A 25,534-nucleotide genomic window follows, 5' to 3' on the forward strand; every position below is an offset into this window, starting at 1 on the left:
ATTGAACAACAAGATTAAGACAGCTTTCAAGAGATCATATGGATTGAAGACTGAAATGTATAGGAATACAATGATATTCTTGATGGCGGGGAAATTGAAATTACCCACACGATCTTAAAGAGAACCAAAAATATTGAGTTCTTTTCTAAAATGTTTTAAACGGGTTGTGCGGAGAGCACACATAACCCTGTACACTTTTTTGGAGATAGCTATATCCCCGAACGATTGTGAGGGGGATCAGATTCGAACCTATGAAATATCAAAAATTTCTAAGATTTACTGATTGCTAAGAACAAAAAGCGTAGTGTTTTTTGGCATTACCTATATCCTCGCACAGAATGTCGGAGATATAGTTAATGTTGATTTTTTTGTACGCTAAGTTTATTCAAGGTTCAAAAAGCATGAGAGAGGAGATTATATGCTATCTGGAAAAGGAGTCACATGACTGAAAGTATTACTTGCTTTTACCAGCAGAGAAATGTAGAGTATTATGAATTTTAAGGTCATTAGAATGTACCAAATACAGAATAATAACCTCAAGCCTTTTTAAGATGCTGAGTAAATATCATATAGATAGTTTGATGCAACTTTTACAGTTTATTTATTAAGCCATTTTAATTTATATGAGAGGAGTTTAATATATGAAAATACTCGGAATATCAGGAAGTCCAAGGACAGAATCACGTTCAGGTTCTATTAAAGTTGTAAAGAAAATTCTAGAGAATACCGGCTGTGAATACGAACTTATTTCATTGCACGGTAAGAACATAGGTGGCTGTATCGGATGTATGGCATGTGTAGATGACAATGTATGTAAACTGAATGATGATCTAAAAACCATGCGTGATAAAATTGTTGAAGCTGATGCTTATGTTTTGAGTGGTGTCAACTATTTCAGCACATTAAACGCAGTGATGCATTCTTTCCTTGAAAGATGGTATCAATTCAGGCACCGTGAAGCTGATATTCTCTGGGGAAAACTTGCAGTTAATGTGAGTCTTGGGGGTGCAGACCCTTCGCCGCCTACTGAGGTTCTAAATGCATTCTGTTTATATAACCTAATTAAAGTTGTAACTATTCAGCCCACAGAAACACGCATCAATGTGCCTTGTTGAAATTATTAATAGCGTATATGTTATGCAGCTATTAGGATTTATAAAATATCAAATAATGACCACTGATTGTGATTTTCACATTTTTGTCCGATTGGGGACATGCATGTGGGTTGCACGAAAATCAGCATCAAGCAATTGATTAGGGTAGGCTGAATAGTTACTTAAAGTTATTGATAATGTTGAAGGAATAGGTGCTTTTGGTTGCTGCTATTGCGGATACGGTGAAGACTGCAAGGTAGGAGGACACTATGCTGTATATGGACCTAACTCTCCAATCAATGCGGATACGATTCCTGACGTTACAAAAGACGAAAAAGTGATGCTTGCAGCTGAGCAGGCAGGTAAAAAGCTTGGTGAGCAACTGCGCTCTGCTGATTACAGCCGTGAGAAAACAACACAGGAAGTTATGGAAGTTCTTCAGAAAATGCACCAACAGGGATAATTTGTATAATTGATACTGATTAAAAATTAATCTCAGTAGAAATCCTCGATATTCGGACACGAATCCAATTTAAAAATATAATTGAATGTGTTACATGATGTTGGAATATGATCATAATACCAGCCTATTGGTGTTGATTTTTCTTTTTTAAATTTAGAACAGTTGTTCCTTCTCCGACATCAAGTGAAAGTAACAGCATGAACACAGAACATAACTTTGTTGCAATATGACTCGAGATATTGATATAACATCAAAATAATTGAGTATGTGATTCATATGAGCGGAAGTGGAAATTTGAAAATAAGGGATATTAGAAGCAAGGATATTTTAAATACAATCTCTGTAGAAGGCGAGGTTTCAATCATAAAAGAAATCCATCCGATATGGAAAACTACTGCTTACATGTGTGATCATTGCGAATTTGTTATGTACTTACCAGTTGAAGGATCTAAAGTTGGGAAACCAGTACATTGTGAAAACGAATGGTGTGGTAATAAATCTGACTTTACTCTTTTAGAAAAAAAATCCTCATATACTGATTCTCAAGACATACTGATTAAAGAATCAGATCATACTGAACCAAGAACATTGCTTGTCCATCTGGAAGGAGATTTGGTAGACTCAATTAATTTTAAAGACAGAGTTGTTGTAACCGGGGTACTAAAAGCTCAATTCAAATCAACTACTACTGGTAATTTTGTTTTAGAAGCCAACTCGATTGAAAAAATTAAAGAAAAGAACATGGTTAGTGATAATAAAACAGGAACAGACTCAAAAGATCAAATAAGGGTCATGCGTGAAATAATCGATCAACTCAGTTCATCTTCCCCTTCCAATGATGTTTCACTTGAAGATATTTATCGGGAAGCTTCAAATTTACATGTTGAACGTTACATTGCTGAGGAATTGATTACAAGGCTTAAACACAAGGGAGATTTAATGTCTCTTGATTCTGAGCATGTAAGAGCTGTTTGGTAATTCGATCTACTGATTCAATCCAATTCTCCAATCCAATTCTCCAATCTTTTCTTTACATGTGCATTAAGAGTAAACAGCTTATCACTCCTGGTATTCTGCTTCATGTAATGCAATGTACCCTTAGAGAATCCCATTTTTGGCCCTAAGCTCCGCAATAAGAAACTATAACATATACATTCCACATGGAAAGTGGAGAGGAGAGAATATACTTCAGATACTTGTTTCTTTCATATATTCCACAGATTGTTTCACCAGCTCCTGCAAAACATCCAGATCCACATATTCCAGCTTCTTGGTGCACAGACAGGATTTGCCTAATTTGTACTTGCCGAGCTTACTAAGTAGATCAGCATATTGTTCAAAACCAGGCATGATATAGAGGGTCAGGTTTTGTTTTCGAGGGAAAACCTACCAACATCCAATCTCCCGTACGTCCGCTGGCATATTTGTAGGTGTAACTACCAAAGCCAACGATGCTGTTTCCCCACATGGCGGGTTCTTCACCAGTCACTTCCTGCATAAGATTCATTATGGCTAAAGAATCGGTGCGCTTCTTTTCGGTCTCAACACTATTGATGAAATCTTCTACGCTTGCTTCATTCTTCCTGGCCTTCAATTCTGCCATTTGTAACACCCCTTATATTATCAAGTTCTCGGATTTAGAATAATTTATAATCAGTTAAAGCTATCTTAATATTATGACTACTCAAATGTTCGTGAACTTACCTGTGAAAGACCTGAATCGATCAATTGAATTCTTTACTAAACTTGATTTCGAATTTGATCCACAGTTATCTGACGAGAAAGGCACCTGTATGATCGTGAACAAAGAGAGTTTTGTAATGTTATTAACTGAAAGTTTTTTCAAAATGTTTACTACAAAGCAAATCTGTGATGCTAAGAAAAGCACTGAGATGGCGGTTTCCCTATCTGCTGAAAGCAGGGAATGAGTAGATGAACTGGTAAACAAAGCCAAAGAAGCAGGTGGTTTAGAAGAAGGAGAGCCACAGGATTATGGGTGGATGTACGGACGCAGCTTTGAAGATCTTGATGGACATATTTGGGCAATATTTCACATAGATGAAAGCGCTACTAGCAAAGATTGATCGGAACTCAGATTGAGTTCATTTAATTTTTCATCTCTTCACAGAAATTTCATCATTTATAATAATTATGAAAAAAATAAGAAAATAAGAATGGAAAATCAAAACATTGATCTTCCAATAAAGTGTTTAATTAATTATAGTAATTAAACTAATTCGCCAAATGCGAATTTGCTCATGACTTTGGTAACTTTGATTGTTACTTCGTCACCGACTGAGGCGTTAGGTACAAAAACTACAAAACCGCTTACTCTTGCGATTCCATCGCCTTCTCTTGCGATATCTTCAATTGTTACGTCGTATGTTTCGCCAGCTTCTACTGGAGCAGTTGATTCCATGTTGTTGAACAAATATTTCACTTCCTTTAAAGTGCTTAAAAAGATTATAACCAACTAGTAAACATACGAAAAAATAGTAAATACAGTTAAGGAAATACCATCTAGACCTATAATTTATTAAAGTAGTTTTTGCCTTTAAAAGCAATCTTAATAAGGAAGGTATCATATATAAATCTGTTTGTACATCAATTCCTATATTTCGAGATTATCAAATTAGCTCATAAATCCTCCCATTCTAATTTGATGACATCAAGCTCATACATAATTTGCAAATGAGTTAGTTTCTTTAACTCCATTTTGCAAATTTGTGGTTACAAGTAACTGATACGCTATAAAATTCATAATTGAATACAGTTTCTTACTGCTATTTTTCATTCCCCTGATATCGAACTTTACAGTCCGCTTTATATGATTGTGTACTCGTTCACATTCACCCCTATGCGAATAATCTTCATCGAATCTATCATCTTCGATGTTCTTGTTTCGCAAGTGCATCCCTACCTGTTTTTCTCTTCCATTTTCATAAAGGAAATGAAGTTTATCTTCATATTTCATATGAATTGATCCACCAAGTTTCCACATTTTATTAACCCAGTGATGAATTCGTTCCATCGTCCCTTCATATTGAACTTTAGAATCAGAAGAGTATGCGATCACTGGTTTTGCATTCAACTTATACCAGATATCTGCATGATTCCGGAATGAATCATAACCTCCATCTAATGCATAAGTGTCAATATCAACCTTTATTTTTACCATTGTATCAATATGTTTCTTCAATTCAGGAGAATCATGAGAAGCACCTTTTGTATGTGTCATGTAGATTGGAAGTGTTCCAATCATGGTGATGTGAGCTTTGTCCATCTTACAATTATAATGCGGATTGTAATCCGCATACTTGTCATATCTTGATGCTTCAAGAGGAGTTGAATCTGTTTTTGCATTTCTTATCTTTGTAGTTTTGGATATTTTCTTTCCAATTTTGAACATTATTTCATCTAGTCCAGCTTCTCCAAGCCTGTATTTTACAAAATGATGAAGTGTTGCAGGGGATGGTATGTTCATAATGCCGTTATTGTCTTCAAAAGACAGAAGCTGCGCTTCTTCTTTTGTTAGTGTAGATATTGTTTTCTCAAATGAGAGGTTCCTAAAACATTTCACAACGATGAGCTTTATCATTGACGAAACCTTATACCTAAAGTGCCAGTCATTATCGGCATAATAGCTACTTTCAACATAAGAAGCAATGTCATCGATATCTAAGAAATACAAAAATTGGCATATTGATACGTTGTCTGTGTTCAGATAGTTAGCAAGATTGTCACTGATACAGATTCCGTCCGAAATTGTGTAAGTATATTCCATGGACTGGCACATTTTCTACCATATATATGTAATGCATAAGCTATGCTCAGAGTGGTGTCAGTAGTCTTGAAAAAAGAGTTACGCTTTTAAAGCGAAAAGCTAATTTGATAATCTCATTTCACACTAAAAATTAATGATCCCAATATTTTCATGGTAAATTAACATTTGAAACGATAATTGGATACGAATAATTTACCACTTAGCGATCCATCCTTCACATATACATTCAAAGCAAATAACTTTCGGATCTAGCGTTCTGCTTCACATAATGAAAAGCATCCTTAGATAATCCCATTCAATATATTACATGAATAATAAATTTAGTCTAATTGAAAAATAATAAATACAGGTAAACCGGATGAATAATGGGGGTATAATTAATGGCATATTTACTTGTAAAACATACAGTAGAAGATTATTCTAAATGGAAACTAGGATTTGATGACCACGAAGCTACACGAAAGGAGTACGGTTCCAAAGGGGGAATGCTTTTCCGCACATCAGAAGACCCTAATAGCCTCGTGATCCTTCTCGAGTGGGATAATATTGAGAACGCACGCAAGTTCACCGAATCCGATGAACTGAAAAAGAAAATGGAAGATTTAGGTGTTATTACCAAACCGGATATATTCTACCTGGACAAGATAGAAGACGTATCATTCTGACCAGAAAATAAATAATATTTGACCGAGATTCGCTCTCGGTTTCCTTTTTTGCACTTTTCCATGGAAATATAGCAAAAAAGCGATATCATATAAATAAAATCTCATATTCTTATTTACAATGAAATGTGTAGAGTTGAGTTCAATGGAACCGATCTTTGAGTCGGCTAATTCGGAGGGATTACTCCGTCTTTCTCGCCTAAGAACTGTACGTGAAAGTTTTCCTTATAAAGCTCAAGCATCCATTAACCTTTTCAGACAACAGTTATTATTTTTTTGGATTTTGGATAATTAGCATGATATTGCCTATGGCAGTGTACATGTACATAGACTAAATTTGAGATTTTGTTATCTTTATGATTTCCATTTATGTGATGTAGATGTCTTTCTTCTGCATCAGCACTAATGTCCATCGGTTGATTACAAAACGGACATTTGCCTTTTTGATTCTCCCATATTATTTTAAACTTTTCTGATGGCATTTTAGCACCTTGATCGAATTTGCGTTAAACAAAGTATTTTTTGTCAGTATAAGGGTTTTTTGTTGTTGAAAACACCCATTTTCTTGTTCCTTTGGTATGCCAGCATTAATTGACAATCCAATGTTTAGATGTAGAGGGTGTCCCTCTTAGCCCATTTCTAAAGTATGTCCCATATTCTGTTATCCAGAATATTAAATATTTCTTTGGAGACTTATGCTCAAAATGTTCCACATACTACATTATACGACATTAAATACTTCAAATTGCAATGTTATAATGAACAAATGATCAGGAGGAAGAGACAATGATAATGATAGTAGCGAAAAACAAGGTAAGAAAAGATAAAAAACAAGATTTTTTAAAAATTACCGAAGAACTCATACAGAAAAGCCAAAATGAAAAAGGTTGCATTTCTTATGATCTATATGAAGATCTAGCTGATCCGTACACTCTGACGTTTATTGAATCCTGGGAAGATATGGAGGCAATCGACCTTCATAATAAAGCGGACCACTTTATGAAGATCGTTCCTAAATTGGCAGATTTAACCGAAGGGGAAATAGAAGTGAGATCATATAGGCCGGCGAAGTAATTTAATGTGTTTCAAAATACTTTAGGCAGGTACACATTTATTTTGTATGAAAATAGAAATAACCGAACTTCTCGAATAATTTGCTTATTTTGCGAGAAAAGGTGAAATAATGGGACTTGTCTCAAATCATCAAAACTCATTTTGTATAAGTTAAGGCGTTTTTGGGATAGCCTCGATCAATCAATATAATCTCTTTTTTACATCTAAAACAATTATTTCATAATCATTTGCATTAATTACATGTTGATCTTTCAATTCATCTTTAATTTGCATTCGTAAAATTTCAGAATCATCATTTGTTTCATTCACAACCAAACCTATCAACTTATTACAATATGGTGCATAGTTTGCGATCTGATTGTATAATTCTTTATTAACCCGATTTCCACCTCGGTGGACTTTCATTTCAATGCCTATATTTCCATTAATTGCAAAATCAACCCTATGTTTACCTTTTACAGATTCGTACTTAATGTCATATCCATATCTTTCAGTCAGGACTGATAATTTACCTTCCAGATCTTGTTGATAATCTTTTTCGATCTTGTTTTTACCAAAGCGGAGTGAAACTTCATTTTGAAGAAAATCAACTATGTTATCAAAAGCAGTATCTACTTTTGACACTACAACCCTGCTCTTCCATTTAAGATACACGAAGGTCACAAGTCCTGCAAATATACCTGCCGGAAAGCCGACAAAGAATGAGAAGAAAATCCTGTCCTGAAGGATAGATGTAACAGCGACCCCCACTATTGCAAACACTATAAAAGAAACAAATAGGTTTGTTATTGTTTTCATGAAAATAAAAAATTAGGTAGTATCCGGCAAAACGCCGGACACATTGTTTTGTTCTATATTTAGAACTTATCAGGTTCTATTTTGATATTACTTGACATTCTCTCTTGCCCACTTTGCAGCGGCATCGAGAATTGTCAGGTTCATCGGAATAAGCTTTGGTTTGCTTGCAAAGGTATCCTCGATAGCTTCCCTGAAGACCTTTTCAGGAAGACCTGTATCTCCCAGTTCCATCATCACACCAAGCATAACGGTGTTGGCAGCTTTAACAGAACCTGCATCCTTTGCTATCTGCATGGCAGGAACTGCAATAGACCTTACATTTTTAGGAACTTCGACACCACTGATAGTTGCATCATAGAGGATGACACCGCCCTCTTTCACATCGCCTGCGAACTTCTCAAGTGATGGCTGGTTAAGAGCTATGAGGACATCTGAATCATACACAACAGGTGAGCCTATAGTTTCTCCTGAAATGACAACGGAACAATTGGAAGTTCCACCCCTCTGCTCAGGTCCGTATGACGGATACCAGGAAGTATAGCGCTGATCACGGCAACCTGCACGTGCAAGGGTAAGTCCCATGCTCAGAACACCCTGACCACCGAATCCGGCTATCTTAACTAAAGCGATCTTGAAATCCTTGTCCGGTACTGCCTCGGGTGAAGCATTGTCCTCAAGGCTGTAAAGTTTATCAATGGCAGACTTGGAGAAATCGCTTTCATCCCTCCACAATGGCTCGGCCTCGTCAAACCTGTCCCGGAAGTTCTGGAGTGGGAATTCCTTCTCCATCATATCGTTCACGAAATCAGTACTCTGCTGTGCATTCTGCTTGAGGTTTGTAGGACATGTGGAAAGCACTTCAACAAATGCATATCCTTTACCATCCCTCTGGACCTCAAGAGCCCTTCTAATAGCTTTCCTTGCTTTCCTGATATGTGATATATCGGAAATGGATACACGCTCGATGAACACCGGTGCTTTCAGGTTCTCAAGGATCTCGCACATGTGTAGCGGATAGCCGGTAAACCTTGGATCTCTTCCATCCGGACATGTGACGGTCTTCTCACCGATAAGTGTGGTTGGTGCCATCTGACCGCCGGTCATTCCGTAAACAGTATTGTTCACGAAGAAGACTGCCATCTTCTCACCACGGTTCGCAGCCTGCATGGTCTCATTAAGACCAATTGAAGCAAGGTCACCATCGCCCTGATATGAGATGACCACGGCGTTGTCCTGTGCCCTTGAAATACCGGTACCCACAGCAGGTGCACGTCCATGTGCTACCTGAAGGTTTCCGCAATCAAAGTAGTAATAAGCAAATACAGCACACCCAACAGGGCTTATCATGACAGACCTGTCCTGAATTCCAAGATCGTCCATAGCCTCACCGATGAGCTTGTGAATGATACCATGTCCACATCCCGGACAATAGTGGGTTGCAGTCGGTGCAGCTCCCCCTTTTCTTGAGAACTCGTCATAAATTGCTGCCGGTTTTCCAATGATCTTCTCTGCCATTTTTATGCCTCCCTTGAAGCAACTTCTCTGATCTTTTCCATGACCTGATCCAGTGTTATTAAATTTCCACCCAAGCGATTGACCAGTTCAACAGGTCTGCTACACTCGATAGCAAGTTTTACATCTTCCATCATCTGACCGTTGCTCATTTCGACTGCGATAAAAGTACAGTCATACGAATCAGCAATACCTTTAAGCTCCTTTTCAGGGAATGGGAACAATGTAATAGGACGGAACAATCCTACCTTGAGACCTTCTCGTCTTGCAACCTCTACAGCTGAATGACAGATCCTGCTGCTTATACCATACGCAACAAGAACAATAGAAGCATCCTCTGTCATGTATTCTTCATGGACGGTCTCGTTCTTCTTGATCGTCTCATACTTCTCCTGAAGCTGATAGTTGAAATCCTCAAGTTTGTCGAAATCCAGGAATATAGACGTGACAAGGTTCTCCTTTGTCTCCTTCGTACCACATACAGCCCAGGACTCATCTATGACAGGTGTTATAGCCTCGTCAGGGAAATGAAGGGGCTCTATCATCTGTCCGAGCACACCATCAGCAAGAACGACAACAGGATTGCGGTATTTGCTTGCCAGTTCGAAAGCCTTTATCGTATGATCGCACATTTCCTGAACGGAATTAGGTGCAAGTACAATATTTCGATAGTTTCCATGTCCTCCGCCTTTTACAACCTGAGCATAATCGGCCTGTTCCGGACCGATATTACCAAGACCCGGACCTGCTCTCATAATATCAACGATGACACTGGGCAGTTCAGCTCCTGCAAGATATGAGACACCTTCCTGTTTCAAGCTCATACCAGGACCTGATGATGCGGTCATGACCCTATGACCGGCAGAAGCCGCCCCATAGACCATATTAATAGCGGCTTCCTCTGATTCCGCCTGTACGAATTTCCTTCCAAGCTTCGGGAATGTCTGGGAAGCTTCATGGAGGATCTCACTTGCCGGAGTTATCGGATAACCGAAATAACAGTCGCATCCGGCATATAAAGCGCCAATAATGACAGCTGAGTTACCTTTGATCAATTGTGTAGCCATAATTTTACCTCACTTTCCGGGCTTATTCTTCCTTTATAGGGATGTGCACTGCAATAGCCAGTGTCTCAGGACAGGTGTAGTAGCAATTTCCACATCCTGTACAACCTTCACCCTTGTATTCAACATAATGATAACCGCGTTCATTGATGTGTTCGCTCATGAACAGAACACTTTTTGGACATGCAGGAATACATCTTTCACAGCCCTTACATTCAAGATTGTTAAGCTGCGGATAAGGTTTCATATTTTCACTATTTTCAGACATGATATCAACCTGTAGTAAATAGATAAACTCCAAATTAAAAGATTTATCCATTGAATTATTCGAGTATCAAAGTATGTTTCAGGAATTATTGTAAGCCTGAAACGTTCTATGATCTTTATCAGTTCTTTCCTTCATCGTGGTCTCGTATCTCAACACGCCTGATCTTACCGCTGATGGTCTTGGGAAGCTCATCAACAAAATCCACAGCACGTGGATACTTGTAAGGTGCAGTAGCTTTCTTGACGTGGTTCTGAAGTTCCTTCTTCAATTCTTCACTTGCTTCATAACCTTTTGCAAGAACGATCGTAGCTTTGACAATTTGTCCTCGTGTATCGTCTGGTACTCCTGTTATCGCACACTCAAGTACAGCCGGATGTTCTATCAAAGCACTCTCGACCTCGAAAGGTCCGATCTTGTAACCGGAGCTCTTAATAATATCATCAGACCTGCCAACGAACCAGAAATAACCGTCCTCGTCCTTCCAGGCCATATCTCCAGTATGGTAATAACCATCATGCCAGACCTCGTTCGTCTTCTTTTCATCAGAACGATACCCAGCGAACAAGCCGACCGGTTTTCCTTTTGAGGTATTGATGACGATCTCACCCTCTTCTCCGAAATCACACATCTTGCCATCAAGGTTCAAAAGTTCGATATCGTATTCGGGTGAAGGTTTACCCATTGAACCGGGTTTAGGCTCCATCCACGGATAAGTAGCAATGCTTACAATGCTCTCGGTCTGCCCGAAGCCTTCCATGAGCTTAAGGCCGGTGAACTCCAGGAACCTCTCATAAACTTCAGGATTAAGAGGTTCACCTGCCACAACACAATATTCGAGACTGCTGAAATCATATTGTGAAAGGTCTTCCTTGATGAGGAAACGATAGATGGTCGGTGGTGCACAGAAGGTAGTTACTCCATATTTGCTTGCGAACTTAAGCATGTTCTTAGCATCAAAGCGCTCATAGTCATAGACAAAGACCGCAGTTCCGCTTAACCACTGCCCATAGAGCTTACCCCACACACACTTTGCCCAACCGGAATCAGCAACTGTTAGGTGTAGACCATCATCGCGGACGTTCTGCCAGTACTTCGCAGTGATGATGTGTCCAAGAGGATATGCAAAATCATGTTGTACCATTTTTGGCAAACCTGTGGTACCGGATGAGAAATAAAGCAAGGCAATATCCTCGTTCTTTGTAGCAGCTTCCCCTTCCGGACGTGTGAAGTCAGCAGAAGCTTCCTCAAGTTCCTTTGTGAAATCCAGCCATCCTTCACGTCCTCCATTCAGGGATACTTTGTGGAGCAGGATGTCCTCATAGCCTTTGTGACCTTCATCGATATATCCCATCAACCCTTCATCATCCGCACTGACTACCATCTTTATATTGGAAAGTTCGATACGGTAGGTGACATCCTTTGTGGTCAGCATATGCGTTGCAGGAAGGGTGACAGCACCAATCTTATGCAGGGCAAGGATGCATATCCAGAACTCATATCGGCCTTTAAGGGTCAGCATAACAACATCGCCTTTTTCGATGCCGTATTTTTTGAATAGATTAGCTGCCTTGTCACTATAGTGTTTCAAGTCCTTGAAGGTATAGACCAGTTCATTACCTTCATCATCACACCAGACAAGTGCTCTTTTATCAGGCTGTTCTTCTGCATACCTGTCAACGACATCGTATGCGAAATTGAAATTTTTAGGAATGTTTATTTTGAAACTTTTCTTAAAGTCTTCATACGAACTAAAGTCTGTACGTGAGACATATTCTTCCAATAAAGATGACATATTTACACCCGTTTTTTATATAAGAATAAATGAGGTTCTGATAGCAAAGTTATCATAGAACCATTGCAAGGAACTTTGCCGGATTGTCTCCAACCGCTTCCATTGCATGAGTAAAGTTGGAATCGAAATAAATTGAATCTCCTTCCTCGAGAACTATCTCATTGTCATGTATCCAGACCTTGAGCGTACCGCTTATCACATAATCGAATTCCTGTCCGGGATGAGAATTCATTGAGGGAGGATTAACCTCTGAACGCGGATCAACACTGACAATGAAAGGCTCTGCCTTTTTATGAATAAAATTCGAGGCAAGGTTCTGATAATTGTAATCCGCCCTTCTTTCCACTTCAGTACCTTTGCCTTTTCTGTTAACAGCAAAGATATGCATGCGCGGCTCTTCTCCTGTCAGAAGAAGTCCCATGTCCACATTGAGTATCTGTGATATCTCAAACAGCATGCTTGCAGGAATATCAGATTCCCCTGAATCATATTGTTTATAAATATCGACAGAAATACCGAGCTTCTCTGCCATGGCTTCAAGGCTTATGTTGGACAATTCACGCAATTCGGATAGACGTGATGCGATTTCGATTATTTTTTCCTGCATGTTATCAACTTATTAGAGCCGTTACAAAAAATGCTTGCAAGGCGACAATTCTTTTAATATAGGCACTGAGCTTTCAGCATTGATATATTATATCATTATCTGCTGTGATGTTAAAAGAAGAAGTAAAAAAAGGTATTGAGTGCCATGTTAGCACATGACACGACTAAAAAGGATTCAATCAACAGGACCTATGTTGACAGAATATTCAAAATTCTCGGTGTTGTGAGGCATTATCTCAAGTGTCCATTCTCCAACAGCACCATCAGCAAGATAGACTTCCGTATATGTTGTTGACCCCTGCTGGTATACATTGAATTGCTCCTCATCTGCGCCATCGCTTGAAACAGAGACGTCACTCATAGCCCCATCTCTTGCCTCATCCATTGCAATTCCATAATAGATAGGAGATTGCTGTGAAAGACTGACAGTGCTACTGTGCCCTGTACTGATAAGGACCGACTTGACCTGACCATCAGCGTTCTTCAACACAACATCAAAGGAAGGTGCTGTAGAAGATGTGCTGCTGCCACCATAATTATAATCCCTTGATATTATCTTGAGGGTGACCGGATCATCTGTCCTTGAAACAAAGCTTGTTGTGAACGGGTCTTCCGGCTGTTGCCAGACATCGAGGTTCATACTGACCTTCTGGCTCCATTCATTCATTGTCCGGTCATCGATGTTCAGGTTGATCCTGCCATTGAGATTTCCTTCCGCATCAGCTGGAACTTTGACCTTTACTGTTACAGTGGTCTTTTCTCCTGCCTTGATAACAGAAGGTGCTGTGATGGTAACGTCCTTCTCATCAAGAGATACCTGTGCAGTGTAGCCATACCATTCATCTTCACTTACCTCGAATTCCGGGTTGATGGAAATTGCCTTGTCAGCAACGTTCTTGAGCTTGATCACATATTCATACTCAGAACCTGCTTCCACACGGTCATTGATATATGAATTGAATATCTGTATATTTGGTGGCAACCAGACGTTCACTGAAAGCTCAAGTGCACCATTGTAGCCAGGATACAGAGCTGAGACATCCCCTTCGAGATCGCTGAAGAAAACGTTTGCATCATAATTGTCAAGTTCAGCATCTTCAGGAACTGATACCTTGATAGTGAACTCCTGCTTTTCCCCACTCTTCAGTTCAGCCTTTGCAGGTGAGATGGTAACCCAGTCCTCGTCAAGCATGTTGTCACTGAATACCTTTGGTGCAACATAAGGCTCAAGGGTCAGTGGCTCTTTCCCATGATTGTAAAGCACAACAGTCCTCTCATCGGACTCTCCCGGCTTTATTCGAAGATATGAATATCCGGGGTCAATGAATAGAGGAATGATCTCTTTTCCAACCTCAGGATATAGCATGTCCTGATAATATCCATCCGCAGAGATCTTTTCAGCTATCAGTGCAGGTTCAGATATCAATACAGGTTCAGCTATTAACATGGGTTCGGCAAACAATTCCGGTTCTGCTGCTGTAGTTTCAGGGGCAGCAATGGCAACTGTTATTGCTGTCAAACTGAGCAACAACAGGCCAATTGACATAAATGCAAAATATTTTTTCATATCGATTCTCCTTTTTGTAATTTGGTAATAGTGAGCGTCTTTCGACATGTTCCAATATGAGTTACACTTATTAAAGAATTGTCTAAACTTCGAATCAATCCGTAGTTATCAGGATGTTTGAAGTGCCTGATCAAAATTAAAAAAAGAGAAGCATTAGCCAGTTTAACTGGCAATTGGAAGTAGCTTTTAGACGGTTACCAGAACTTAGTAAAACGACCAGAGGAGTTATATGATCACTGCTACCAACATTACCCATAATCTAAATTTAGCATCAAAAGAGACATTTTGTTTCCTTTTCGTTTATCCTGTCTAATTTCCAGACATACACATATTCCTGACTATTAATCGTATTGAAAATATAACTTAATTTCCTTGAAAAATTAGCTTTAACCTTTTACCGTAAAATGTCAGGTATAAGGAGTGATAGAGTTGGGTGGAGTGTTGAATCGAAATGAAAAGAAACTTATTCTTTGAGTAGCTTGTGATTTATAGTAATTTTATAAGAGGCTAAAAATGGATCTTTATTTATGGAATTCTTATCAAAAAGCAGAAATTACAGAAAAAATCAAATATTGGGTTGATTTGTGGGATGAAATAAATGAAGATTTGGACAAAAATACATACGATGAAGATCTTGTAAATCCACACTTACTTGTTATCAATTTGTTGGATGAAATAAAGTATAATAGGTTGAAAAATAAACGAATTAACAAATACTTATTAGAGAAGTTTAATTTTTTTCTGAAAAATGACCAAGTGATCAAGAACTCCTTTGCGACAGATTTTAAACTTATAATAAGTGAGTTATCAAACGGATCTAAAAGATTCGAGTATTGCATCATGTTATGTGAACAAACGATAGAATCTATTCAGTGTGGTAGTTATTTCAAAGAGTCTTGCGATTTGCTAAAAAAGATAATTATGGATACACATTGGAAAGATGGGGAAGAAGAAGAAATATCTTTGATATCACAAAATTTAATAATTGAGTTGATTTTAGCTGGATATAGTCTTGAAAAAATCAAATCAATACCTCAAAACCTGTTTAGTAAATATGAGATAATTAAAACCGACAATGGTGAATTCCTACGTACTGATTATCCCACATCAATCGATTTTAAAAAATACGACAACGATGATTTAATTAATAATATTTCTTATAATGAGGCTTTAAAGGACGAAATTGATTCTCTTAGCATTGCTGATAGAATAGACAGACTAAAATATTATTTTGATCAAGAGTATCGTGAAGGTTATGGTATATTCCATATTGAAGGATTGATTGGAAATATAGATGTAAATATAGTAGAAGTCAATTTTTACTCTCCTAAAATCGAAAATTATATGAGTATTATTAATGATTCAGAGTACAAAGCTAAAGATTTTAATCAAAAAAAATTAGAGTTTTATGATAATCAAAATCTATCTTTAATTAATGCTGCTGTAAAAGTTAAATATAGAGACTTTGAATCCGCAAAAAGACAGACTTTGGAAAGTATAGAAAAAACACTAGATTTGTTGAGATTATACATAAATTCAGAGACTGCATTTCGTGTTAAAATTGATCGTTTTTATCTTGTGGATTGCGATGATTTCGGAGTATCTGAGAGTCATTCGGCAAAAGAACAACCTCATATAAAAAAACTTAACTCTTTTGATTTAAGTGACACATTTTTTAGTTTAGAAGTAAAAGATGAAAATATTTTGAACATCGAAAAATTGTTACTTAATGAAAATAGCCAAAAAATGCCATTGTCTGCAAAATTAATATATTCTTTACATTGGTACAGAAAAGCTTTTGAATCTAATGTTATAGAGGACAAATTACTCAATTATTGGATTGTTATTGAAAATTTAATAACTTTTGATTCACAAAATGAAAACTTGGTACTTAGAGACAAAGAAGAAAGAGACAAATTTACTCTAGTAGAAGAATTAGTGCCTTTCATAGAACTGTCTTGTAGTTTAAGAAATGTAGCTATTGATACCTATTTGTATCTTGATCACTTGATTAATAGTTCTCAAGTAAATCCTTCAACACATGAGAGATCACATTACTTAGAAATTCCTTCAGATTGTCTAGATGCCTGTCAGCTTGGATCTCTAACAGACAAAATCCAAATTGATTTTGTGAAATTTATTGAAAAACTCCATTTATTAAATCCATATATTGAAAAAAAAGTAATTGAAAATAAAATTAAGTTTGCGGATAAATTTTACAATGACACAAAATTCACAAGATTAGAACTAATAAAAAAGCTAGAACAAACAAAGAAAGATTTACTATTAATTTATAGATATAGAAATTTAATTGTGCACAACGCACACTTTGATAACACAATTTTGCCTTACTATGCAATGAAAGCCGAAAATATTGCAAGAAATCTTCTTCAGTCAATTTTAGATCAACATGCTAAAGATAGCACAATAGCACATCAGAAATTATTATTAAAAGATAGGGTCAAAATGGAAATAATGATTGAAAAATTGAAAAATGATATTCCAGTTGATTTGTGGAATCTTAAATGAACTAATTATTCATGGTTAGATTGAACTTTCCAACATGTCTGCATTAAATCCTTGTTAAACATTAGATTTTATTATAAATTTTGGGAGATCGGTATTTTCATGTTACCGATATCTCCGACTTGCTATGCGAGGGATTAGATTTGAAACCACAAATCCCATCCAAGTCTTAATTTAACATTCCTAATGCGGGAATTTCAGATATAAGGAACGAAAACAAGGGACTTACTTTTTATGTAACTGTCCTCTATTTCTGTCATTATCTTAATAGTATCTGATCTTTCGTAACAATTCATGATAGGTAAAACAATTGATTTTAACAAATTGTGGCAATTCTGGAAGTAACAAAATACACCGTTTGATTCCAAAATATTTTTATATGGCGGTGCATGTTTTTTTAAAGTGCCTTTGAGGTATATTTTATGGAGGTTCAATTGCAATCATGGATAAAAATTCAAAGAAAATGGCCAATGCACTTAAATTACTATCTATTCTCATCGTTATAATTATTTCATCACTGATACTTTCAGCAAACTTTGTCCCATCAAAATATTTGAAGGATTTTTCGGAACAGCCTGTGGAAGAGACCCTTCCACAGGAGGTATTTGGAGAGCAGACATTCTCCTTCTCCGAGAGATACGTTCTAAGTACTGGCGAGGCATTCAAATTGCCGGATAATTATGATCTCATTCCAAAGCAGATCGATATCGAAGGCAGAAGGGCGTGGTTGGAGGTTTCCAGGAACGGGGATTTCATAGATGATCAGGTCTTGACTATCTCAGATGACCTGGGATCAGGCTGGGATGTGTATTCAGAAGATGGGAATGAGTTGATGTTCAGGATATATCTATACGATGTATCTCAAAACAAGATCGACAGTGTCACAACGGAAAGTGAATGCGTGGTATATGTAGAAATTATGTGAAACCGATACATCCCGGAAAGACCAAACATTAAATAATTATATGAAGAGGTATTTCTACAACAACAAACGTATTGTTGCGACTGCCTCTTCTTAAATGGAAATTATTTTATTCTGCTTCTCTTCATCAGCAAAGAGTTCGTAACAACAGAGACCGAGCTCATTGCCATGAATGCTGCTGCCATTGCAGGAGTGACAAGCACCTGATGGAACACAGGATACAGAATTCCTGCAGCTATTGGAATACCGAGACTATTGTAGCCGAAAGCCCAGAACAGGTTCTGCTTGATCTTCCTCATAGTAAGCCTACTTAGCCGCAGTGATGCAACAACATCAAGGAGATCGTTCCTTATAAGCACTATCTGAGCGGATTCCATGGCCACATCTGTTCCGGCACCCATAGCAATACCAACGTCCGCCTGCGTGAGTGCAGGAGCATCGTTGATGCCGTCACCGACCATTGCAACTATCTTGTTCTCTTTCTGAAGCTTCTTCACCTCAGCAGCTTTGTCTTCAGGCAACACTTCGGAAAGAACACGATCTATGCCAGCTTCCGAAGCTATCGCAGATGCTGTCCTGCTGTTATCGCCGGTCATCATCACGACCTCGATACCCATATCCCTTAGTTTGGAAACAGCCTGAACTGAGTTCTCTTTCAGGGTATCGGCAACTGCAACGATACCGATGGCATTACCATCGGCTGAGACCAGCATGGCGGTCTTGCCCTGACGTTCAAGCTCTTCAAGAGCGTCACTCATGCCGGATACATCGACATTATTATCGGCCATGAGCTTGCGGGTGCCAAGAAGCACTTTCCGTCCAGCGATGGTAGCAGTGACCCCATGTCCCGGAATTGAATCAAATGCTGTGGTATCCAGTATGTCAACATTCCCGTCTACAGCCCCGTTTACGATAGCCTCACCAAGTGGATGCTCCGACCCCTTCTCAGCTGTTGCTGCAAGGGAGAGAACCTCATCTCTGGAGTGGTCACCAAATGTCATCACGTCTGTGAGCACCGGCTTTCCTTCTGTGAGGGTGCCGGTCTTATCGAACACTATGGTACCTATCTTTCGGCTTACCTCAAGGGCTTCGCCGCCTTTGATGAGAATGCCGTTCTCAGCGCCTTTACCGGTACCTACCATAATAGCCACAGGCGTTGCAAGCCCCACAGCACAGGGACAAGATATCACAAGTACTGTTATACCGATAAGAAGTGAGAACAGGAATGGGCTTGATATCACTGAATACTGGGCAACATCATATAGACCGTACCCGATAAAGAACCAGAACAGGAATGAGAGGACAGCGATCGCAATTACTGCAACGATGAACCTTCCAGCCACAAAGTCCGCTACTCTTTGAATGGGTGCCTTTGATGTTTGTGCATCTTCCACAAGCTTGATGATCTGTGCAAGTGCTGTATCAGCGCCCACCTTGGTAGCCTTGAACTTAAAGGAACCAGTTGCATTTACCGTTGCACCTATTACAGTATCTCCGGGATTCTTCTCCACGGGAATGCTCTCACCGGTTATCATGGATTCATCTATTGAAGAGGTTCCTTCCACAACGACACCATCTACTGGAAGCTTTTCACCGGGTCTGACAACTACTATGTCATCTGCAACAACATCCTCCACAGCCACTTCGATCTCTTCATCGTTCCTTATCACACGTGCAGTCCTTGCCTGCAACCCGATAAGCTTCCTGATAGCTTCGGAGGTCCGTCCCCTTGCCTTTGCTTCAAGGTAGCGCCCGAACGTTATGAAAGTGATCAGCATTGCAGCCGTTTCAAAGAAAGTGTGCTGGTATCCTGGACCGAGATCAATGAAACTGGTAACCACGCTGATAATGTATGCAGCACCGGTACCGGTGGCTATTAGCAGGTTCATATCAGCAGAACCGTGTCTCAGACCCTTATAGGCACCAACGAAGTACTGTCGTCCAGGGAAGGCCATGACGATGGTAGTAAGAATGAAAAGTACCATTCTGTCGGCAAGTATGGGTGGAACAAAATAGAGATACTGTGGAAATCCTGCACTCATTCCTCCAAGGGCAATCGGAATGGTAAGCAAAACGGCAATGATCAGATTGTTCCTCTGATGTGTCATCTCCGTGTCCCTTGCAGCCCTTTCGCGATCAAGAGGACTTCCTTCTTTTTTCACAGATGCTGTATAACCTATTTCTTCAATGGCTTTGAGCATATCTGCTGCTGAGACCTTGTCGGGATCATATTCGGCACGTGCGGTGGACATGGGAAAGTTCACACTGGCATTGCTCACGCCATCAAGCTTCTTAAGGGCACGTTCAATATTTGTGGCACAGGCAGCACAGGTCATGCCCCCGACATCAAAGGCCATCTCATCTTTCAGTATCCCGTAACCGGTATCTTCAACCGTTTTTTCCAGTTTGTCCGTTGTGAAGATTTGCGGATCATAAGTAACAGATGCTTTCTCAAGAGGAAGATTGACCGTTGCAGATAGCACACCAGGTTGTTTCTTCAGGGCATCCTCTATGCGGATAGCACAGGCAGCACAGGTCATACCTGTAACTTTCAACGTAGTTTCCACAGGTTTTTTATCTGCTTCCTTAGTTGCTTTCTCCCCATTGTCCTTTAGAAGCTCAACGGGTGCTGGATGTGACGTGCTTTTTCCCTCTGCATCGATCCTGTCCCCCATCTCGATCTTTTTTGTGTCCTCTGCCAAATCATCCGGGATCTCAGAATTGATATCCTTGCCTACCTCATAACCTGAACCAAGAATTGCCTGTTCGATCTCTTCAAGACTTACCTTTTCAGGATCGTAAATGACGGTCGCATTGTTCTCATCAAGACTTACATCGACACTTTCCACGCCTTTAAGCGAGGAGATGGCTTTTGTAACCCTCTCGTGACAATGCATACATGTCATTCCAAGAACGTCTATCTTAGCTTCCATGTTGTTGCACCATTGTTAATAGGATATTTCTGTCTAAAAATACTGCTTATCGTGCAGCATAAAAAAATAATAAAAAGATAAGGCCTTAAGCCTTGTATCCGGAATCGTTCACAGCTTTTTTAATGGCATCGATGTTCGTTGAATTTTCATCATAGGAGACTTCAGCTTCACCTTTGTCGAGATCGACATCTACGGATGAAACTCCTGTAACCCCGGATATTGCTTTTTCAACATGCATCTTGCAGTGCCCACATGACATGCCGTCAACTTTTATTTTGGTTTCTACCATTTAATTCACTCCCAAAATTAAGAGGGTTTTTCATTAATTTATACTTTTGCAATATTTTATGCTGCCGTTAATTACTTAAGGCAACAAATATTTACAATCATCTGTTAACAGCGTTAACATATAGTAGTATCGCTTATTTGATTAAAATTGACCACACCGATAAAATTAAATGCAATATATAAAAATTAGGTAAGATTGATATAGCTCAATAAGAGATATTTACATGGTGAGAATATGCAGGACATGAAAGAGATCATTGAAAAGATCAATAATTTAAAAATGGAACTTAATGCAGTTATTCTTGCTCATAACTATCAGCGTCCCGAAGTACAGGACATTGCAGATTTTACAGGCGATTCCTTGGGATTGAGCCAGCAGGTGGTCAATTCGGATGCGGATGTCATCGTATTCTGTGGTGTTGATTTCATGGCGGAAAGTGCAGCAATTCTAAGTCCGGAAAAGACCGTGCTCCTTCCGGAAAAGGATGCAGGCTGCCCAATGGCCGAGATGGTTGATGTCATATCCCTTGATGATGAAAAGAAGAAACATCCTGATGCTGCTGTTGTGTGCTATGTGAACTCATCTGCACTGATAAAAGCACAGAGTGATATTTGCTGCACTTCAGCTAATGCTATCGATGTGGTGAACTCTCTTGAGGAAGATGAGGTGATCTTTGTTCCGGACAAGAACCTCGGAAACTATGTTGCAGGTTTCACGGATAAGAAGATCTATGCATGGGATGGTTTCTGTCCCACACATCACCAGATGCGTGCCCATGACGTAATTAAAGCAAAGGAAGAACATCCCGATGCACTGTTCCTGGCACATCCCGAATGTCGCACAGAAGTACTGGACCTTGCTGATGAGGTCTTGAGCACAACCGGTATATTGAACTATGCAAAGAAGTCCGATGCAAAGGAATTCATCATCGGTACGGAGAACGGACTCCTTCACAGGCTTAGTAAAGAGAATCCGGAAAAGAAGTTCTATTATGTCTCCGAGTTCACTATCTGTACGAACATGAAGATAACAACTCTTGAATCTGTCCTCGATGCCCTTGAGAACATGCAGTATGTTATCACTGTACCTGAAGATACAAGGCTTAAAGCAAAGAAAGCGCTTGACAGGATGCTTGCGGTCAAACGTACTAGGTGACATTATATGAAAGCATGGCCTGAAGCATAAACCATGTTTCAGTTCAGGCTTCTCATGACGTTTCCCCACATATCTTTTAGTTTTTCTGAGAATTCTCCTGATAATTCATTACCTGAGTATTCCATCACCGTTTTTTCCTGCATCATTGCCTCAGTCGGAATTCTGCTAAAAGGAAGCTTTCCTACAACATCGATTCCGTTATCCCCGCAATAATCTTCAATAATATGGGTGTTCTCTTCATTTATATCGTACTTGTTTATACAGACTACAGCCGGAATATGAAAGTGGCTGGCTACGCCCAGAACCCGTTCAAGATCATGAATTCCTGATACACTTGGTTCGGTTACGACCGCAACCATATCAACACCGGCAATTGAAGCTATCACAGAGCACCCTGTACCAGGAGGACCATCAATGATTATCAGGTCTTTCCCATATCTTTCAGCAAGGTTTCTGGAATTTTCCCTGACAAACGCTACCAGTTTACCGCTTGCTTCCTCTCCTACACTGAGTTTTGCATGTGCCATTGGTCCGAATCTGGTTTTAGAAAGATAGGCTTCTCCTGCTTTTCTTTCAACCATAGTTATAGCTCCTTCAGGACAGATATGAACACATACCCCACAGCCCTCACATTCGAAGCTATCGATTTTGATATCATCAGTAATTGCATCGAACCTGCAATTCTCTTTACACAGTCCACATTGAATGCATAGGGAGCTATCAATATATGCTTCCTTCAAACCATAGAAGTCTATTGTTTCAATTATTTCCGGGTTCAATATCAGGTGCATATCGGCTGCATCTACATCACAATCAGCTATCACAGCATTTTCTGCAAGCGAAGCGAACGCTGCTGCGATAGTAGTCTTTCCTGTGCCACCCTTTCCGCTTATTATAGTGAGCTGTTTCATGTAAATTCTCCGAGATTCTTTATCACCATATCACTTCCTTTGATCATTGTTCAGAGCAGTTCCCCATTTCATACAGAGAGGTAACATCCCTGAAAAGTTTGACAAATCGTTCTTTCCACTCTGGCATCTCATTGACAAAGGGAATTCCCTGCGAATACAATCTTGCTATATCCCTATCGTAAGGGATCTTCATCAAGACCGGGATTTCCTCTTCAATACAGTATTTTTCCACACTGTTGTCACCGATATCGCACAGATTTACCACCACACCGAACTGTATTCCCAGTGTCCTTATCACATCAACAGCAAGCTTCAGGTCATGGAACCCAAAGGGTGTCGATTCGGTCACAAGAATGCAGTAATCGACATTTTTCACTGAGGCAATGAACGGGCAGGCAGTACCCGGAGGTGCATCGATGATAGCAGTCCTGTTCGTATCAATATGATCCTGCAAGGCCTTGATCACAAGTGATGTCATGAGTTCCCCTATCTTCAACATGCCTTGATAGAATACGAGGTCTTCATTCACCGAACCTTCGATAACTCCCACTGTCCTGCCCACTTCGCTGATAGCCTCATTCGGACATACAATACTGCATCCACCACATCCATGACAGAGTGTTGGGAAGATCATTACATCTTCGGGCAAAACGGCAAGGGCATTGAACTGGCAAAACTCAGAACATTTGCCGCAAAAGTCACACTTATCCTTATCAATTACCGGGTTTAGAACATTCACCTCCTCGACTTTCTCAAGATCATATCCAAGAAACAGGTTGCAATTAGGTTCTTCCACGTCACAGTCGAAAAGCTGCGCGTCCTTTAGAGATAGTGCAAGATTTACTGCCACTGTGGTCTTGCCTGTTCCACCTTTTCCACTTGCTATCGAAATTTTCATTTATGGGGTCTCCAATCCTTAAATAACATTACTCTGTAGGAGAGTTGATCACTCTCAGTTCAGGGATCTTTCCAATAAGTGTTTCAACATCTTCTACATCATCCGGCATCTCTAATAGTTTGATAAAGCTGTCATGGAATTTATGGAATGGGCCTTCCCCGATATCCTTTACAATGACAACATTAACACCCTGTTCTTCCAGGTACTCCGCTGTCTTTACACCTCTTTTTCTATCCAGATCAGCAGCAGGGTTCTCACCAATATCCCAGCTCATTATTTTGTTGTCTTTCAGCTCGATGAAAATATAATAGGGAGCTTTTCCGATATGTCTGGATAGCTTCGACTGTAATCCCTCTGGCATCATTACAGGGATCGCAATCCTGAGCACGGATATTTTTCCGGGTTTTACATCGACTGAAAGATGTTCAAGATTTGGAATCTCACTTTTAACCGCATCTTCGATCTCAGCGGAAAGCATTTCAACCCTTTTCAGATCGTATTCTCCTGCACTTTCTACCTGCATCTCACCAAAGACCACAAGGCCGGATCTTCTGAGCCTGATATCATCAACCTTGTTAACACCGGGGATATGATCTACTGTATTCCTGATACGCTCGATAGAATCCCTGTCCAGCCATGCATCCATCAGGGTCAATGCCGATTCTTTTGCTGTCGTGATCCCGAGCTTGAAGATGATCAATGATATAACAAGAACCCCTGCGCTGTCAAGCCAGGGCATGCCAAACATTGAACCGGTAATAGCAACAACAACGACCATGGAACTGAATACGTCCGTATATGAATGCTTAGCATCCGCGATCAGTGCCTGTGAACCGATCTGTCTTCCTATTTTGAACTTATACTGTGAAAGGGCATAGATAGTAATTACAGAGAACACAGCCGCTCCAAGCGCCAGTCCCTGGAATTCCAGCTCGACAGGGTCTTTTATAGTTTTCAGGGCTCCACGCACAAGTTCGACTCCGGATAATATGATGATAACTGAGACAAAAAGAGCCACCAGATTCTCTGCTTTGTAGTAACCATAAGGAAAGTGCTCCCCGCTACTTTTCAGGCTTAGCCTTAACCCGATCCATACTGCAAGGGATGTAAAGATATCCATTGATGTGTGGATCGCATCCGCGATCAGGGAGGAACTGCCTGAATAGAACCCCACGATACCTTTTATTGCTGCAAGAAAAACCAGTGCAATAGTAGA

General features: G+C 39.6%; 26 protein-coding genes and 1 pseudogene. 10 read left to right on the forward strand and 17 right to left on the reverse strand.

Features of this window, described 5'->3' with window-relative positions; all coding sequences use genetic code 11:
• The 4 genes and pseudogenes from KDK67_RS09860 to KDK67_RS09870 all read left to right on the forward strand — a co-directional run.
• Positions 1-118: pseudogene (locus KDK67_RS09860) on the forward strand (site-specific integrase); the annotation flags it as partial.
• Positions 119-641: 523 nt separating this feature from the next.
• Entirely contained in the window at positions 642-1,115 is a 474-nt protein-coding gene (locus tag KDK67_RS09865; protein ID WP_250868617.1) for a flavodoxin family protein, read from the forward strand.
• A 319-nt stretch (positions 1,116-1,434) separates the two neighbouring features.
• Entirely contained in the window at positions 1,435-1,557 is a 123-nt protein-coding gene (locus tag KDK67_RS14325; RefSeq protein ID WP_276575123.1) for a hypothetical protein, read from the forward strand.
• 276 nt (positions 1,558-1,833) lie between these two features.
• Complete coding sequence (locus tag KDK67_RS09870) at positions 1,834-2,535, forward strand: minichromosome maintenance protein MCM (RefSeq protein WP_250868618.1); 702 nt, start codon at positions 1,834-1,836, stop codon at positions 2,533-2,535.
• A 210-nt stretch (positions 2,536-2,745) separates the two neighbouring features.
• Here the strand turns inward: KDK67_RS09870 and KDK67_RS09875 are convergent, their stop codons facing one another.
• Together KDK67_RS09875 and KDK67_RS09880 are read right to left on the reverse strand one after the other, a co-directional pair.
• On the reverse strand, positions 2,746-2,907 hold the full coding sequence (locus KDK67_RS09875; RefSeq protein WP_250868619.1) for a hypothetical protein: 162 nt from the start codon (positions 2,905-2,907) through the stop codon (positions 2,746-2,748).
• Entirely contained in the window at positions 2,894-3,160 is a 267-nt protein-coding gene (locus KDK67_RS09880) for a hypothetical protein (protein ID WP_250868620.1), read from the reverse strand. Before KDK67_RS09880 ends, KDK67_RS09875 begins: the two co-directional genes overlap by 14 nt.
• Positions 3,161-3,233: 73 nt before the next feature.
• Here KDK67_RS09880 and KDK67_RS09885 point away from each other — a divergent pair, with 73 nt between their 5' ends.
• Positions 3,234-3,485 (forward strand): VOC family protein, encoded by a 252-nt coding sequence (locus KDK67_RS09885; RefSeq protein WP_250868621.1) that lies wholly within the window; start codon positions 3,234-3,236, stop codon positions 3,483-3,485.
• 299 nt (positions 3,486-3,784) lie between these two features.
• On the opposite strand, the gene KDK67_RS09890 is transcribed toward KDK67_RS09885, so the two are convergent.
• Together KDK67_RS09890 and KDK67_RS09895 are read right to left on the reverse strand one after the other, a co-directional pair.
• A complete protein-coding gene (locus KDK67_RS09890) occupies positions 3,785-3,976 on the reverse strand; it encodes a TRAM domain-containing RNA chaperone (RefSeq protein WP_250868622.1) in 192 nt (63 codons plus the stop codon).
• A 255-nt stretch (positions 3,977-4,231) separates the two neighbouring features.
• Positions 4,232-5,353 carry a transposase gene (locus tag KDK67_RS09895; protein WP_250868623.1) on the reverse strand — a complete coding sequence of 374 codons (1,122 nt, stop codon included), beginning with the start codon at positions 5,351-5,353 and terminating at the stop codon, positions 4,232-4,234.
• 368 nt (positions 5,354-5,721) lie between these two features.
• Between KDK67_RS09895 and KDK67_RS09900 the strand changes: the two genes are divergently transcribed.
• Positions 5,722-6,006, forward strand: a complete 285-nt coding sequence (locus KDK67_RS09900; RefSeq protein ID WP_250868624.1) for a hypothetical protein — start codon at positions 5,722-5,724, stop codon at positions 6,004-6,006.
• Between the two features lie 251 nt (positions 6,007-6,257).
• Here KDK67_RS09900 and KDK67_RS09905 read toward each other — a convergent pair whose 3' ends face one another.
• Entirely contained in the window at positions 6,258-6,485 is a 228-nt protein-coding gene (locus KDK67_RS09905; RefSeq protein ID WP_250868625.1) for an HNH endonuclease, read from the reverse strand.
• A 304-nt stretch (positions 6,486-6,789) separates the two neighbouring features.
• Between KDK67_RS09905 and KDK67_RS09910 the strand changes: the two genes are divergently transcribed.
• Entirely contained in the window at positions 6,790-7,077 is a 288-nt protein-coding gene (locus KDK67_RS09910; RefSeq protein WP_250868626.1) for a putative quinol monooxygenase, read from the forward strand.
• Positions 7,078-7,257: 180 nt separating this feature from the next.
• On the opposite strand, the gene KDK67_RS09915 is transcribed toward KDK67_RS09910, so the two are convergent.
• The 7 genes from KDK67_RS09915 to KDK67_RS09945 all read right to left on the reverse strand — a co-directional run bounded on the left by KDK67_RS09915 (position 7,258) and on the right by KDK67_RS09945 (position 14,684).
• Entirely contained in the window at positions 7,258-7,875 is a 618-nt protein-coding gene (locus KDK67_RS09915) for a DUF8147 domain-containing protein (protein ID WP_250868627.1), read from the reverse strand.
• 87 nt (positions 7,876-7,962) lie between these two features.
• Complete coding sequence (locus KDK67_RS09920) at positions 7,963-9,390, reverse strand: 2-oxoacid:acceptor oxidoreductase family protein (protein ID WP_250868628.1); 1,428 nt, start codon at positions 9,388-9,390, stop codon at positions 7,963-7,965.
• Positions 9,391-9,392: 2 nt separating this feature from the next.
• Positions 9,393-10,454 (reverse strand): 3-methyl-2-oxobutanoate dehydrogenase subunit VorB, encoded by a 1,062-nt coding sequence (locus KDK67_RS09925; protein WP_250868629.1) that lies wholly within the window; start codon positions 10,452-10,454, stop codon positions 9,393-9,395.
• A 22-nt stretch (positions 10,455-10,476) separates the two neighbouring features.
• Positions 10,477-10,698: a 4Fe-4S dicluster domain-containing protein gene (locus KDK67_RS09930; protein ID WP_420846942.1), complete on the reverse strand. Its 222-nt coding sequence runs from the start codon at positions 10,696-10,698 to the stop codon at positions 10,477-10,479.
• A 139-nt stretch (positions 10,699-10,837) separates the two neighbouring features.
• Positions 10,838-12,511 (reverse strand): AMP-binding protein, encoded by a 1,674-nt coding sequence (locus KDK67_RS09935; RefSeq protein ID WP_250868631.1) that lies wholly within the window; start codon positions 12,509-12,511, stop codon positions 10,838-10,840.
• Between the two features lie 52 nt (positions 12,512-12,563).
• Positions 12,564-13,118, reverse strand: a complete 555-nt coding sequence (locus KDK67_RS09940; RefSeq protein ID WP_250868632.1) for a helix-turn-helix domain-containing protein — start codon at positions 13,116-13,118, stop codon at positions 12,564-12,566.
• Positions 13,119-13,292: 174 nt separating this feature from the next.
• Positions 13,293-14,684, reverse strand: coding sequence for a COG1470 family protein (locus tag KDK67_RS09945; RefSeq protein WP_250868633.1), 1,392 nt, complete (start codon positions 14,682-14,684; stop codon positions 13,293-13,295).
• 513 nt (positions 14,685-15,197) lie between these two features.
• Between KDK67_RS09945 and KDK67_RS09950 the strand changes: the two genes are divergently transcribed.
• Entirely contained in the window at positions 15,198-17,213 is a 2,016-nt protein-coding gene (locus KDK67_RS09950) for a hypothetical protein (protein WP_250868634.1), read from the forward strand.
• 439 nt (positions 17,214-17,652) lie between these two features.
• Positions 17,653-18,135: an S-layer protein domain-containing protein gene (locus KDK67_RS09955; protein WP_250868635.1), complete on the forward strand. Its 483-nt coding sequence runs from the start codon at positions 17,653-17,655 to the stop codon at positions 18,133-18,135.
• Positions 18,136-18,236: 101 nt separating this feature from the next.
• On the opposite strand, the gene KDK67_RS09960 is transcribed toward KDK67_RS09955, so the two are convergent.
• Positions 18,237-21,065, reverse strand: coding sequence for a heavy metal translocating P-type ATPase (locus KDK67_RS09960; RefSeq protein WP_250868636.1), 2,829 nt, complete (start codon positions 21,063-21,065; stop codon positions 18,237-18,239).
• Positions 21,066-21,150: 85 nt separating this feature from the next.
• On the reverse strand, positions 21,151-21,354 hold the full coding sequence (locus tag KDK67_RS09965) for a heavy-metal-associated domain-containing protein (protein WP_250868637.1): 204 nt from the start codon (positions 21,352-21,354) through the stop codon (positions 21,151-21,153).
• 234 nt (positions 21,355-21,588) lie between these two features.
• On the opposite strand from KDK67_RS09965, the gene nadA reads away from it, so the two are divergent.
• Entirely contained in the window at positions 21,589-22,509 is a 921-nt protein-coding gene (gene nadA / locus KDK67_RS09970; protein ID WP_250868638.1) for a quinolinate synthase NadA, read from the forward strand.
• Between the two features lie 38 nt (positions 22,510-22,547).
• Here the strand turns inward: nadA and KDK67_RS09975 are convergent, their stop codons facing one another.
• From KDK67_RS09975 to KDK67_RS09985, 3 genes are all read right to left on the reverse strand, one after another.
• Positions 22,548-23,420, reverse strand: a complete 873-nt coding sequence (locus tag KDK67_RS09975) for a 4Fe-4S binding protein (protein ID WP_250868639.1) — start codon at positions 23,418-23,420, stop codon at positions 22,548-22,550.
• Between the two features lie 43 nt (positions 23,421-23,463).
• The gene (locus KDK67_RS09980) at positions 23,464-24,318 is read right to left on the reverse strand and encodes an ATP-binding protein (protein WP_250868640.1); all 855 of its coding nucleotides are present in this window, start codon (positions 24,316-24,318) and stop codon (positions 23,464-23,466) included.
• A gap of 28 nt (positions 24,319-24,346) precedes the next feature.
• Positions 24,347-25,534, reverse strand: a 1,188-nt coding sequence (locus KDK67_RS09985) for a cation diffusion facilitator family transporter (protein WP_250868641.1), incomplete at its 5' end; no start/stop codon positions are given.

The sequence above is a fragment of the Methanococcoides seepicolus genome, assembly GCF_023684405.1.
Lineage (GTDB): Archaea > Halobacteriota > Methanosarcinia > Methanosarcinales > Methanosarcinaceae > Methanococcoides > Methanococcoides seepicolus.

Bases quoted from the DNA above. Each gene is read 5' to 3' on its own strand.
- KDK67_RS09945 (WP_250868633.1), bottom strand. From the start codon at position 14,684: ATGAAAAAATATTTTGCATTTATGTCAATTGGCCTGTTGTTGCTCAGT.
- KDK67_RS09875 (WP_250868619.1), bottom strand. From the start codon at position 2,907: ATGCCTGGTTTTGAACAATATGCTGATCTACTTAGTAAGCTCGGCAAG.
- KDK67_RS09960 (WP_250868636.1), bottom strand. From the start codon at position 21,065: ATGGAAGCTAAGATAGACGTTCTTGGAATGACATGTATGCATTGTCAC.
- KDK67_RS09930 (WP_420846942.1), bottom strand. From the start codon at position 10,698: ATGAAACCTTATCCGCAGCTTAACAATCTTGAATGTAAGGGCTGTGAA.
- KDK67_RS09910 (WP_250868626.1), top strand. From the start codon at position 6,790: ATGATAATGATAGTAGCGAAAAACAAGGTAAGAAAAGATAAAAAACAA.
- KDK67_RS14325 (WP_276575123.1), top strand. From the start codon at position 1,435: ATGCTTGCAGCTGAGCAGGCAGGTAAAAAGCTTGGTGAGCAACTGCGC.
- nadA (WP_250868638.1), top strand. From the start codon at position 21,589: ATGCAGGACATGAAAGAGATCATTGAAAAGATCAATAATTTAAAAATG.
- KDK67_RS09905 (WP_250868625.1), bottom strand. From the start codon at position 6,485: ATGCCATCAGAAAAGTTTAAAATAATATGGGAGAATCAAAAAGGCAAA.
- KDK67_RS09950 (WP_250868634.1), top strand. From the start codon at position 15,198: ATGGATCTTTATTTATGGAATTCTTATCAAAAAGCAGAAATTACAGAA.
- KDK67_RS09975 (WP_250868639.1), bottom strand. From the start codon at position 23,420: ATGAAACAGCTCACTATAATAAGCGGAAAGGGTGGCACAGGAAAGACT.
- KDK67_RS09965 (WP_250868637.1), bottom strand. From the start codon at position 21,354: ATGGTAGAAACCAAAATAAAAGTTGACGGCATGTCATGTGGGCACTGC.
- KDK67_RS09915 (WP_250868627.1), bottom strand. From the start codon at position 7,875: ATGAAAACAATAACAAACCTATTTGTTTCTTTTATAGTGTTTGCAATA.
- KDK67_RS09885 (WP_250868621.1), top strand. From the start codon at position 3,234: ATGACTACTCAAATGTTCGTGAACTTACCTGTGAAAGACCTGAATCGA.
- KDK67_RS09895 (WP_250868623.1), bottom strand. From the start codon at position 5,353: ATGTGCCAGTCCATGGAATATACTTACACAATTTCGGACGGAATCTGT.
- KDK67_RS09955 (WP_250868635.1), top strand. From the start codon at position 17,653: ATGGATAAAAATTCAAAGAAAATGGCCAATGCACTTAAATTACTATCT.
- KDK67_RS09870 (WP_250868618.1), top strand. From the start codon at position 1,834: ATGAGCGGAAGTGGAAATTTGAAAATAAGGGATATTAGAAGCAAGGAT.
- KDK67_RS09900 (WP_250868624.1), top strand. From the start codon at position 5,722: ATGGCATATTTACTTGTAAAACATACAGTAGAAGATTATTCTAAATGG.
- KDK67_RS09890 (WP_250868622.1), bottom strand. From the start codon at position 3,976: ATGGAATCAACTGCTCCAGTAGAAGCTGGCGAAACATACGACGTAACA.
- KDK67_RS09940 (WP_250868632.1), bottom strand. From the start codon at position 13,118: ATGCAGGAAAAAATAATCGAAATCGCATCACGTCTATCCGAATTGCGT.
- KDK67_RS09880 (WP_250868620.1), bottom strand. From the start codon at position 3,160: ATGGCAGAATTGAAGGCCAGGAAGAATGAAGCAAGCGTAGAAGATTTC.
- KDK67_RS09925 (WP_250868629.1), bottom strand. From the start codon at position 10,454: ATGGCTACACAATTGATCAAAGGTAACTCAGCTGTCATTATTGGCGCT.
- KDK67_RS09980 (WP_250868640.1), bottom strand. From the start codon at position 24,318: ATGAAAATTTCGATAGCAAGTGGAAAAGGTGGAACAGGCAAGACCACA.
- KDK67_RS09865 (WP_250868617.1), top strand. From the start codon at position 642: ATGAAAATACTCGGAATATCAGGAAGTCCAAGGACAGAATCACGTTCA.
- KDK67_RS09920 (WP_250868628.1), bottom strand. From the start codon at position 9,390: ATGGCAGAGAAGATCATTGGAAAACCGGCAGCAATTTATGACGAGTTC.
- KDK67_RS09935 (WP_250868631.1), bottom strand. From the start codon at position 12,511: ATGTCATCTTTATTGGAAGAATATGTCTCACGTACAGACTTTAGTTCG.